This is a genomic window from Acinetobacter stercoris, assembly GCF_900323515.1.
Lineage (GTDB): Bacteria > Pseudomonadota > Gammaproteobacteria > Pseudomonadales > Moraxellaceae > Acinetobacter > Acinetobacter stercoris.
Window position 1 is genome coordinate 1 of the sequence record NZ_OOGT01000111.1, and the last position, 12,568, is coordinate 12,568.

The 12,568-nt window shown below is 38.7% G+C and carries 10 protein-coding genes and 1 other RNA gene; 4 read left to right on the forward strand and 7 right to left on the reverse strand.

Features of this window, described 5'->3' with window-relative positions:
- Positions 1-174: 174 nt before the first annotated feature.
- On the forward strand, positions 175-1,011 hold the full coding sequence (locus tag KPC_RS11910) for a TIGR02391 family protein (protein ID WP_121974596.1): 837 nt from the start codon (positions 175-177) through the stop codon (positions 1,009-1,011).
- 416 nt (positions 1,012-1,427) lie between these two features.
- On the opposite strand, the gene ssrA is transcribed toward KPC_RS11910, so the two are convergent.
- Positions 1,428-1,787, reverse strand: a transfer-messenger RNA (tmRNA) gene (ssrA, locus tag KPC_RS11915).
- Between the two features lie 129 nt (positions 1,788-1,916).
- Between ssrA and glpK the strand changes: the two genes are divergently transcribed.
- Positions 1,917-3,404, forward strand: coding sequence for a glycerol kinase GlpK (glpK, locus tag KPC_RS11920; RefSeq protein WP_121974597.1), 1,488 nt, complete (start codon positions 1,917-1,919; stop codon positions 3,402-3,404).
- Between the two features lie 86 nt (positions 3,405-3,490).
- On the opposite strand, the gene KPC_RS11925 is transcribed toward glpK, so the two are convergent.
- From KPC_RS11925 to KPC_RS11935, 3 genes are all read right to left on the reverse strand, one after another.
- Positions 3,491-5,023, reverse strand: a complete 1,533-nt coding sequence (locus KPC_RS11925; RefSeq protein ID WP_407641990.1) for a DHA2 family efflux MFS transporter permease subunit — start codon at positions 5,021-5,023, stop codon at positions 3,491-3,493.
- A gap of 15 nt (positions 5,024-5,038) precedes the next feature.
- On the reverse strand, positions 5,039-6,187 hold the full coding sequence (locus KPC_RS11930; RefSeq protein WP_121974599.1) for an HlyD family secretion protein: 1,149 nt from the start codon (positions 6,185-6,187) through the stop codon (positions 5,039-5,041).
- A gap of 337 nt (positions 6,188-6,524) precedes the next feature.
- The gene (locus tag KPC_RS11935) at positions 6,525-7,022 is read right to left on the reverse strand and encodes a thioesterase family protein (RefSeq protein ID WP_121974600.1); all 498 of its coding nucleotides are present in this window, start codon (positions 7,020-7,022) and stop codon (positions 6,525-6,527) included.
- Positions 7,023-7,129: 107 nt separating this feature from the next.
- On the opposite strand from KPC_RS11935, the gene hemB reads away from it, so the two are divergent.
- Positions 7,130-8,143: a porphobilinogen synthase gene (gene hemB, locus KPC_RS11940; protein ID WP_121974605.1), complete on the forward strand. Its 1,014-nt coding sequence runs from the start codon at positions 7,130-7,132 to the stop codon at positions 8,141-8,143.
- Between the two features lie 50 nt (positions 8,144-8,193).
- Positions 8,194-9,315 carry a glycine oxidase ThiO gene (thiO, locus tag KPC_RS11945; protein WP_121974601.1) on the forward strand — a complete coding sequence of 374 codons (1,122 nt, stop codon included), beginning with the start codon at positions 8,194-8,196 and terminating at the stop codon, positions 9,313-9,315.
- On the opposite strand, the gene KPC_RS11950 is transcribed toward thiO, so the two are convergent.
- From KPC_RS11950 to KPC_RS11960, 3 genes are all read right to left on the reverse strand, one after another.
- Entirely contained in the window at positions 9,301-10,209 is a 909-nt protein-coding gene (locus KPC_RS11950) for a TIGR01777 family oxidoreductase (RefSeq protein ID WP_121974602.1), read from the reverse strand. The genes thiO and KPC_RS11950 overlap by 15 nt on opposite strands.
- A gap of 84 nt (positions 10,210-10,293) precedes the next feature.
- Entirely contained in the window at positions 10,294-10,740 is a 447-nt protein-coding gene (locus tag KPC_RS11955; protein WP_121974603.1) for an ABZJ_00895 family protein, read from the reverse strand.
- 332 nt (positions 10,741-11,072) lie between these two features.
- Entirely contained in the window at positions 11,073-12,425 is a 1,353-nt protein-coding gene (locus tag KPC_RS11960; RefSeq protein WP_121974604.1) for a hypothetical protein, read from the reverse strand.
- Positions 12,426-12,568 lie beyond the last annotated feature (143 nt).

Here is a 12,568-nt window from a genome sequence, read left to right on the forward strand (position 1 = left end):
TTTTTATTCTAAAAGAGATTTGGATGAGGTTAAATATGCAATATATAAGACGATATACACAGCGTATATACACTATAGCTAACTATGTTCAGACATAAAAAATTAAAATCATAGATTTTTACCCCAATTTACCCCATTATCTTTTCAAACAACTATTTATTAATTCTTANAAAAATGTTCAAGACAGAAAACTATTACCATACAAATTACTTAGGTGAAGCTGGAATCACAGAAACATGTCTATATAGTCTTTGCAATTTAATCCAGACGAATACAGACCTAAGCGATGCACGCTTACTCACAAGTGAGCATTCCCACGCATTTATACTTAAAGATTTGACAGAGAATTTTTACATTATCCGCTCGGGGTTCACCTCAGGATATCCTGGAGAAGGACCAAAAGGGCTAGCAAAAGCCTTAACTATTTTAAATAAACATCAAATAGATACAGAAGAAATTCTTATTAATTCAAAGCTTATGAGCAAACTAAATAATGCCTCACTCAACGATCAAGATATTGATTTTATTTTCAAAGAAAAAATTATTCGTCCCATCCGTCTGCATAACTATATCTATCCTTTTGAATACGTAGTTACCAAATCATCTAATTTAAAACGTTACTATCCGCTAGAACTTCCCTACTCGATTATTGATGACAGGATTTTCGACCTAGCTTTACTGTTTAAGCAAGATCCCGACTCTGCATTGATTAAAGCATACAAGCGACTTGAAGATACTATAAGAATCCGTACTGGCTTAAATGAACACAGCACTAAACTGTTTGCACAAGTATTTCAAGGTGAAAATGCATTATTAGGTTGGGGTGTACCAGATAGTTCAGAGATTAAAGGTCGAGCTAATTTATTCACTGGTACATACATGGCTTTTCGAAATGCCAGAGTACATCGAGAGAAAAATGAAAATTTAGTTCATCAATATCGCGAATTTTTATTGATTAATGAACTTTATTTATTGGAAGCTGAGGCAATCTTTATCACATTGAAAGATTAAACCTAAAGCCCGAGTTCAGCTCCCCAAAGTTTATAAATATATGTCTTTTAAATGATGAAGAAGGTGAAAATATCACCAAAATATTAACACACATGAACGCAAAACTAAAAGATGTCCAACATCAAGCTTCAAATCAAAAAAGTCTATGATGAGCTTCCTTTCTTTCAATACTCTTTTTCTTCAGGTTCAAGTTTAGCAAGTACGATGTCAGAAAAAGGGCTGAGTTTTATGTCAGCTTTTTTCATTTCACGTATCCCCCTTGAGTCCAATAAAATGTAAGGGATACATACCAAAATACAAAAATCATCCCACTACAAAAGTAGTTATATATGGAAATAAAAAAAGGCTTGATCCTTTTAGAATCAAGCCTTTCCGCCTTATATCACGTCATATTCAGTTATATAAAGCTAGGTATTTGGTGGAGATGGCGGGAGTTGAACCCGCGTCCGCCAACACTACGCTCGAGAATACTACATGCTTAGATATCGTCTATTGTTTTAACACCAAGAGACCCGACGAACAGGGTTCAAAGTGCGATCCTTTAAGTTTGGTATAAAGCCCCAAGGCTTGACTCTATACGGACTTGTGTGCGTTCGCTTCGGTCGGGTTCACTGACCACAAGTATTCAGTGAAGCGGACAAGCGGCCCTTAGGCAGCTAGAGCGTAAGTTTCGTCGTTTGCGACTATTTAAATGCAAATTTTATTTACGAGAGGAAATGCGCTCTCGGCATGCATCTATGAGTTTCATCATCAGCGTCGAAGCCAATAACATCCCCAAAGTACAGCGCAATCATATCATAAATGCAGAAAATTACGATGAATATTCACAACATTTACTAAATGAGCTGCGTTTAATTACATAATTGCGTTACTATCAACATTTTTCAAGAGTAAAAATAAAAAATATGAGCTATTTACTTGCACTTGATCAAGGAACAACCTCATGTCGAGCGATTATTTTCGATGAACATGGAAAAGTTCATGCAACAGCTCAACGGGAAATACATATAAAAACCCCTCATTCAGGCTGGGTAGAACAAGATGCACAAGAAATCTGGACAACACAAATTGCAGTTGTCCAACAGGCTATTGCCTCTGCACGTTTACTGGCAAAAGACATTAAAGCTTTAGGATTGACCAACCAGCGAGAAACAACAGTTGTTTGGGATAAACGTACAGGACATCCTTTGGCACCTGCGATTGTCTGGCAAGACCGGCGTGCAGCAGAATGGTGTAATCAGCTTTTAGAAAAAAATAATCTGGAAAAAATTCTACAAAAAACAGGTTTAAGAATAGACCCATATTTTAGTGCAGGAAAACTGGTCTGGCTTTTAGAAAATACCGAAGGACTTCGGGAACTGGCAAATCAGGGACATGTTGCTTTTGGAACGATTGATAGCTGGTTAATCTGGAATTTAACCCAAGGCTCCAAACATGTGATTGAAGTCAGTAATGCCTCCCGAACCATGCTGATGAATCTGAAAACCCAAACATGGGATGAAGAAATACTTGATACGTTTAATATTCCGCACTCTGTCTTACCTGAGATTATCGCGTCAGATACATATGTAGCAGATACCGCACATGGTCTGCTTGGCGCTGATATCCCGATTACAGGTATTCTGGGAGATCAACAATCAGCACTGTTCGGACAGTCTTGCTTTGAGGCTGGATCTGCCAAAAACACCTATGGTACAGGTTGTTTTATGTTGTTTAACACCGATGGTGAAATCCAGTATAGCCAAAACCAGCTACTGACCACCCTTGCATGGAACTGTCAGGGCAAGGCCAATTATGCACTCGAAGGTAGCGTATTTATGGCTGGTGCAATCGTGCAATGGTTACGTGATGGTTTAGGTATTATCCAGAAAAGTGATGAGGTCGAAAGACTGGCCTGTCAGGTAAAAGATAGTGATGGCGTAGTTCTGGTTCCTGCATTTACTGGATTAGGTGCACCGCATTGGGACAGTGAAGCCCGTGCATTATTATGTGGGATGTCTCGTGGTACGACTAAGGCACATATTGCCCGTGCAGCACTTGAGTCTATCGCTTTTCAGGTTTCAGATGTATTAACGGCGATGCAAGCTGATATAGCCAAGCCATTGAAAGAACTACGTGTCGATGGTGGTGCTAGCCGCAATGATATGTTGATGCAATTTCAGGCAGATATTTTAAATGTTCCCGTTTTACGTCCTAAACTCTTGGAATCTACTGCATGGGGAGCTGCCGCCATGGCTGGTCTCAAGGCTGGTGTATTTTCAAACTTAGATGAAATTTCAAAGTCATGGCAGCTAGATAAAGCTTTTGAACCAAACATGAGTCAGGATGAAAGAGAAAAACGCTTAACTGAATGGAATATTGCACTTAAACGAGCGAAATCCGATTTAAATTAACTCAACAAGCCCAAAAGTAAATGCCTCTCCTTTTAAAGGAGAGGGCTTAAAACCATAATCTATTAAATTATAAACTCGAGCATTTATTAATGCGCATGCCCTGCAGCTACTCCTGCTTTAGGTTTAGGGCACAACCAGATAAGCAATCCTGCAATAATAAAAATCACAGCAAAAATTAAAAAGACATGATTTACAGACAAGGTTAAGGCTTCTTTATCCACCAGATTTGAAATTGTTCCCAAAGCACCTTGTGAACTAAAACCATGCTCAACCAATTGCTGTTGTGTAGGTGCAGCATGCATTGTAGAAACGATTTCACTACGGGCAACTTTGGCATGATCATCCCATATCGTTACTGCAATAGATGCACCTATCGCCCCTGCCATAGTCCTCACAAAATTCATCAAACCTGCTGCTGAAGCAATTTCATCAGGTCTTACTGCACCTAGCGCGATATTAGACAGAGGAATAAAGAAAAATGGGACAGCAAACCCCTGGATGATCTGTGGCAAAGCCAGTGTCATAAAATCCGCATCATTTGACCAAAATGCTCGCATAAGTGTTACAACACCGAGTATGGTTAATCCGAAACTGGACAATGCTCTTGGATCGTACTTTGTCGCCAATTTTGCAACTATAGGTGACATGGTTAAACTACCGAACCCCATGGTTGCGGTTAAATACCCTGCCCATGTCGCCGTATATCCCATATTCATTTGTAACCACTGAGGGATTAGGACAATACTGCCAAAAAAAGCCGCAAATGCAAAAGCCAGAGACATGGTTGCTATTGAAAATCCTCGATATCGAAAAATCCTGATATCAACCACTGGATGCTTCTCGGTCATTTCCCAGATCAGAAAAACAACAAATCCGATGACAGTAATAATACCTAATGCACAAATAAAACTGTTACTAAACCAGTCACGCTCATGCCCCAGATCAAGCATTAATTGTAATGCCCCAATCCAAAGAACAAGCAAACCTAATCCTATCGCATCAATTTTAAGTTTGGCTGTCGGTGTTTCAACTCCGCGTAATAGACGAATTGTACCCAGTGCACAAAGAATACCAACCGGGATATTGATAAAGAAAATCCAGTGCCATGACCAGTTATCACTGATTGAACCACCCAAAATAGGTCCCAGAATTGGTCCGACTACTGTAGTCATTGCCCACATCCCCATCGCCTGAGAGTGCTTTTCTGGCGGGAAAATTCGCATCAGTAAAGTCTGGGTCAGTGGCATGATTGGTCCACCAAATAATCCCTGCCCTATCCGGCAAATCACCAGCATTGCCAAACTGGAAGATAAACCACATAAAATGGAAAATGTAGTAAACCCGATCAGGCTAATGAGAAATATTTGAACAGCCCCAAATCGACCAGCCAACCATCCTGTTAACGGCACACAAATCGCTTCTGCAACTGCATAAGATGTAATCACCCAGGTCCCTTGAGAACTTGAAACAGCTAAACTCCCTGTAATATGTGGAACAGAAACATTGGCAATGGTCATATCCAGGACCACCATAAAATTGGAAAGTGCCAATACAAAAGCAGCAAGCATAAGCATGCCACCTTTAAGCTCTCCAGGCATCGTTTGGTGAGTGCTATTCATGAATATTCAGACCCATTACTTCGACTTTAGATCGATGGTTGCATCCATAGATAAACCAACACGTAACGGGTGTTCTTGTAACTCTTTCGGATCTAGCTGGATACGTACAGGTAGGCGCTGAACGACCTTGATCCAGTTACCTGTTGCATTTTGTGCCGGAATCAATGCAAAAGCTGCCCCCGTTCCACCAGAAAAGCCGATCACTTTACCGTGATATTCAACACTGTCACCATAAAGATCAGAAGTCAGTGTTGCAGCCTGTCCCACACGAACTTTCTTCAATTGGCTTTCTTTAAAGTTGGCATTGACATAAATCTGGTTCAGCGGTACGACCATCATTAATACCGAACCTGGTGCAACACGTTGTCCCACTTGAATGGTACGATTTGTAATCACACCATCCAAAGGCGCACGAATGACTGTACGGGATAAATCCAGTTTTGCCTGATCGACTTGTGCCTGAGCAACCAATACATCAGGTGTAGAATTTTGTGAAGTTCCCTTAATCAAAGCCTCATTGGCATCCAGATTACTTTGTGCTGCTTTTTGTTTTGATTCAGCCTGAGCCAGACCAGCTTTAGCAACATTCAAACTCGCTTGAGCATTATTTAGACTACTCAATGACGTTGCCAATTCTTCTTTAGAAATTGCACCAGATGCTGCAAGTTGGGTACGACGTTTATATTCATCCTGAGCTTTTTCTAACAGAACCTGTGCCTGTATCACTTGGGCATTAGCACTATTAATATCATCTTTACTCACCAAAATCTGTGATGTGAGTGAGCTGCTATTCGCCGAACTTTGGGTATATTGGCGTTTTGCCTTGGCAAGCTGAGCTTCTGCTTGAGCTAAAGCGATCTGAGCATCACTCTTATCAATAACCGCCAGGATATCACCCTTTTTTACTTGCTGCGTATCACTTACCCGAACTTCCTCAACCTGCCCACTGACCATTGAAGTAATTTCAGCCGTATCTGCACCGACGTAAGCATTATCAGTATTCACGGTATTGTGAAAAACAAATACCCATAAAGCATATAAAATTGCGGCAATAATGACGATTGCTGCAACTAAAGTTAGCATTTTCTTTCGCTTCACTTTCATTGCTGCATCATTTGTCGCTTCAGAAGCTTGAGGTGCAGTCGTATTTTGTGCATCCGTCATCGTTTATTCCTAGGTCTATTTTTGACTTGATCAAATTTATTAGATCCACACAAGTTTCAAAATAGAACTTAGCTTTAGAAACTTGGGGCATATTTTATTGGTCTGGAGGTAAAATCAGAAAGCCAACGATTTAAATTTTGGTCAACAATTTTACAGATAAAACTCAAAACAGGATAATCTAAATGTAACTAACCAGTGTTGAATTGAAAAATACAATGAAAAATATCAATTTTCTTATATTTTTCTCAACTTAAACTACCCTTCTGTAAAGTCACCAAGCCTGACTTAATGACTTTATGATGTATAAAAAACTGACTAAATCCCTATAGAACTACTATCAATAAGCATATGAGGCGATACCAGCTGCAATCGCTTTCCCCTCATCATTTTCCATCAGCATTCGCATAGTGCAACCTTTTCGCCCCATACGCAGTACTTCAGCAGTCGCTACAAAATATTGTCCGCGTCCAGGGGCTAAATAATCAACTCGCATATCAACAGTTGCCATACGAGCGACTTTTTTAAGTACATCTGGCAACGTCTCAGGTTCTGCACGTTTATACAGCTCCCCCATCGCAACGATCCCACCAATACTATCCAGTAGTGTTGCAGCAACACCACCATGTAAAATTTGAAATGCAGTATTACCAATAAGATTTGGCTGCATTTCTATATAACCCTGTATTTCACCATCTACAACACGCATGAGCATATTATTATGGGCAAAATAAGGTGAGCTATTAAAAGCTTGAGTGAGTTGGCTTAAAACAACATTAATATCCACTTTGGCGCCAAGGTGAATATTTCCTGTCCATTTTTTTTGCGAGTCAGTCATAAGTAAATCAAATGTCCTATCTTGAGAAAAAACACAATGCTTTTTCCCAAAAACTAAATAATGAGGCTACAATAGCTCGTAGTTTAATACTGATCATCGAGATTGTTATGACTTATACGTTCAATCGTCCTGCATTTCCTGCCACTCGCATGCGCCGTATCCGTAAAAATGACAAACTTCGGGCGATGGTAAGTGAAACACAGCTCACTGCAGATCATCTTATATATCCAGTATTTGTGTTACCTGGTCAAAAACAAACTCAAGATATTCCAAGCATGCCAAATGTGCAGCGTTTATCTGCTGATCTTTTGTTAAAAAAAGCCGAAACTTTACTTGAATTGGGTGTCTCCAAACTTGCCCTATTTCCTGTTACTCCACAAGAAGACAAAAGTTTAACTGCTGAAGCTGCATGGCATGAAGATGGGTTAGTACAAAATACTTTACGCCTTTTGAAAAAAGAATTACCAGAAATGGTACTCATCACTGATGGTGCACTTGATCCATACACCACACATGGTCAAGATGGAATTATTGATGAAAATGGCTATGTTTTAAATGATGAAACTGTTGAGTGTTTAATAAAACAGGCATTGAGTCATGCTGATGCTGGTGCAGATGTCATTGCACCAAGCGACATGATGGATGGTCGTATCGGAGCAATTCGTCAGGCACTCGAAGCCAATGGTCATATCTATACCAGTATCATGGCGTATTCAGCAAAATATGCATCAAGCTTCTATGGACCGTTCCGTGATGCTGTTGGTTCATCTTCAAACCTTAAAGGTGGCAACAAATACACTTATCAAATGGATGTTGGTAACCGTGCCGAAGCATTACATGAAATTGCGCTTGACATCCAAGAAGGTGCAGACATGGTGATCGTTAAACCCGGTATGCCTTATCTGGATATTGTCCGCGAAGTAAAAGATACTTTTGGTGTACCTACTTTCGTTTATCAAGTCAGTGGAGAATATGCCATGCTTGCTGCGGCCATTCAAAATGGCTGGTTATCCGAAAATGTGATTATGGAGTCATTGATGTGCTGTCGTCGTGCTGGTGCTGATGGAATCTGGACATATTTTGCAGAAGATGCTGCGCGTAAACTTAAAGAGATCAATTAATTGATCTCTTTATCTCAAAATAGAATTTAACTGAAGATATTGAGTGCATGATGCATATCGCCATTATTGGAGCAGGTGTTAGTGGTTTACTCACCGCACTTGAACTTGTTGAGAACGGCTGTGAAGTCACAATTTTTGATCAACAACAAGCAGGTAAGGCTGCTTCATGGGCTGGAGGTGGTATCCTCTCCCCCATGTATCCTTGGCGATATCCTCACGCAGTCAATCTTTTAGCTCAGTTTGCCAAACCGTTTTATCAGAAACTGAATGAAAAAATATCTCCGCTATCTGGCATAGATTTTCAGATACATGAAACAGGCATGCTGATTTTTGATGAACAAGACTTTGAAGCTGGGTTAGCATATAAAGATCAATTTAATGAACCTTTGCAATACTGTGAATATCTACAAAGGGAACAGTTAGAACAGGTAAATCCACATATTTCAGAACAGTTTAAACAGGCTATCTTTTTTCCTGAGATCTCAAATATTCGAAATCCACGACTTTTACAATCCCTAGAAAAATACTTAAGACAACATCCTCACATCCATATTCTAGAAAATACACCTATTTCAAAATTCAACATCCATAATGATGAAATAAAATCTATTGAAACTAGCTCTGGGGAAACATTCTTTGCAGATCAATTCATTATCACAACAGGGGCATGGAGTGCACAGTGGTCTGAACAACTGGAACTGGATATTCCTGTAGAACCTGTGCAAGGTCAAATGGTGCTCTTCAAAGCACCAGAAAACTGGCTTCCAACGATGTGCATGAATAACGTCATGTACCTTATTCCACGCCTAGATGGACATATTGTATGTGGTTCAAGTGTCGCACATGTAGGTTTCGATACAACACCGACAGAGCAGACTAAACAAAATATTTTAGCGACCTGTTTTGAAATGGTGCCAGAACTTGCTAGTTTCCCGATTGAAAAACAATGGGCAGGTTTAAGACCTGGCTCTCCAAATGGGGTCCCATATATTGGTCAAATGCCTGAGATAAAAAACCTATGGGCTAATTTTGGACATTATCGCAATGGTCTATGCATGGGACCAGCTTCAGCACAATTGCTAAGACAACTCATATTAGAGCAAAAAACTATCGTCGATCCTTCCGCATATTCGACCACAAGGCTTAAGCACAATAAACTAGTTAACATCTAACAAATGTTGTAAAGCCGTTTCCAAATGAGCATATTTAAACTCAAAACCCGCATTGATGAGTCTCTCAGCTGAAATATACTGTCCATTTAACATCAGCTGGGACTGCTCTCCAAATAATACCTGTACCAAAAAACCAGGAAGATTCAAATAAGTTTTTTTATGCAAAATACGACACACGGATTCAACAAACTTCATTTGGCACACATGTTCAGGTGCAACCAGATTAAAAATTTTTTGTGTATCCTGTAAACAAAACAAAAACTCAATTGCCCGTACGGCATCATCAACATGGATCCAGGATAAAGGCTGTTTACCTGAACCAATTTTACCGATCAGATTCATCCTAATTGGTAAAACCATTCTAGGAAATATTCCCTCTTTTTTACCCAAAACCACACCTAAACGAATGATTTTTGTGTTGTGTTGAGCGTGCTTTAATGCAGCTTTTTCCCATTCATAACACAGCTGTGACATAAAAATACTTTGAGGCAGGGTATCTTCACTACACACCGTATTCCATTGCTCTTTTGAATCAATACCGTAATAACCCACTGCAGAACCTGAAATCAGACACTTAGGGTAAATATTTTGATCGTTGAGCCATTGATATAAATTATGTGTAGTTTCAATCCTGCTCTTTAACAACTCATTTTTTCTTTTTTCTGTCCAGAGTCCTTTACCTATTTTCTCTCCCGCCAAATTAACAACAAAATCAATCTGCTTCGTTTGGATATCATCAAAATCATTGATCCAAATAAGATTTGTTCTTGACGAAAGTTTATTCTTTTGACGAGTTAATCCAATAACCAAATAGCGGTTTTCAAGTAAATACTGGATTAAATACCAACCAATAAAACCTGTTGCCCCAGTAACTAAAACAGTGGCTTTGTACATCAGACCACCTAATAAAAATAATACTACATATAAAATAAGCTTTATAAATCAGTAAATAAAGTATTTTTTTAATCAATAAAATGCTTAATTAAACATTTTATTGGACATTCTGTGAGCTTGTTTACCATAGAACCAGAAAGTAACCAAATATAGTGGAATCATATAAATTAATAATGGGATAAACACAGCAAAAAGAAATTGAGGATTGCTCATTTGCTTAAACCAATTCGCCCAGACTTCTGGCTCCCCCATAGAAAAAAAGACTGGTCCGAAAACAGCATATAACGCGTTATATAGAAAAAAAATAATAATAAAACCTAATGCTATTTTATTTCTTTCCAGTGGTGTTGGCGCACGTTTATTTTTCTTTAAAAAATAGAATAAAACGACAATCATGGCAAATAGATAAGGAAAAGCAGTGAATACAATACCTACTCCAAGTGGAAGTAAAGCAGCAATCACCCCGAAAATCATGGTAAAGACAATACAAAGTAGAAAAAAATAAAAATAATATCTGCCTAAAACAAGCATTTCATCTGCCAAAAAATACAATATAAAACGATTATAAAAAAAAATTCATTTTTTTTAAATTTTTTGTCAACCAAATAAAAGATGATGACGTTATATAAGTATAAGGTCGTGACAACCGATCAATAATTGCACTGGCATCCGCAATTTTCGGCAAAGCTACCTTAACTCCAAGAGACTAACTATGCTTCGATGAAAAGGTTATGAATAGCAGCCGTAGCCAATTTAAGGAAGNATTTTAGCCAGCGATTTCACCATCACTCGAATCGCTGGCTTTTATTTTATCTATAACAAACATAATATGTAAAATCATGTTCATGCACTCAAAGTTCACATTAGCAGAACTTTAAATTTCCGTGACAGTTCGGGGCAAATGACTGTTTGGCTAAACTCACATCCGTAAGTGTCATGGCTGCATGAGAAGAATTAATTAAGTTTACAGCACCAGTGTCAATCTTTCCTACAACTAGACAATTGACTGTTAAGGCTCCGCATTTTATCGGATTATCCGTAAGGTATTGTCCAACCAAACCCAATGTATCTTTAATTGTATTCATCGCAATATCAACATTGTTACTCGGTGTAATATCTCCGATCTCAATTGGATTAGATAACTCCAACCACCAGCCTTGTTGAGCTATAGATTTTGTACCCGGCCACATGATGCCTTTAGATTGCAATGCAATTGACATTGGTGTGCCATTGAGGTCTGCCTTATGAAATAATCCCAGACTTTCATTGATCGTAACATCTACATTTAAATTGTTTACAGTTCCGCTCAAATCTCCAGATAAAGGAATACCTATACCTAACACTTTAGCTGTAGCATCTACGGTACCAGATAAATTTATCCCACTCACCAATGCTGTTGCGAGCAGTGGATAAGATGATATACGGCTACCCGTAATCGCCTGCTCTGCAAGTGTGAGTTTACTGGTACTATTACTCGTATCAAGATTTAAATTATAATCGTTGGTAGTAAAATCAGCCCTAATAAGACCACAAGCCCCCAAATAGCTATCACAAGCTTTCCCCTTAATAGCAGTACCTGTTTCAGCTTGAGTTAAATTACTAATTGAATTTACATTTACCGTTCCACCTGTAGCCGCAACCACCAGATAACCACTCAGGCTGTTGATTCCGCTCGGAATACCACTTTTACTCCCATCAGCATTGGTCTTTTCAGCATTTTCCAAACCAAAAGAAATCATCCCGTAAGCAGCTTCAGAACTTAACCTCAACCCAGTAACCTGCCTAGTTGCAACACTATTTGGATTTTTTATTGCAAATTCTACAAATGGGTTAACCAACTTTGCAGAAGAAGAAGCACGCCCTGTATTTGTATCTGAGATGCCACTTAAACTTAAATAATCGATATCAATATCGCAACCTGCCCCTTTTACACCACCACAGCCTAATTGTAGTTTTTTAATATTGGCATTAATTTCAAGCTCTGCCTCTAACCCTAATTTATAAAAACCAATACCTGTATCCCCTCCAGACCTATGTGTTTCCAGATTAACGGTATCATTTGGGGCAATATAGCTCAAACTCATGAGAGCTTGCCCAGTCGTATTTGCCATTTGTTCGTCAGTCATAGGTTTTAGATGGTTATCTGCATAACTGCTATGACCAGCAATTAACATTATCTGTAATAATGCTATTTTTAAATATCTAACTTTATGCATTAATACTCTCCCAAATTCATTCACTTGAATTTGATTTCTTATATCTATAGATTAAAATTATTATTAATGTTTTTTTATAAATAAAAACATTGGTGTGATTTCAATCACATTTAATAATTTTAAGTATTCCCTAGATCATAGAT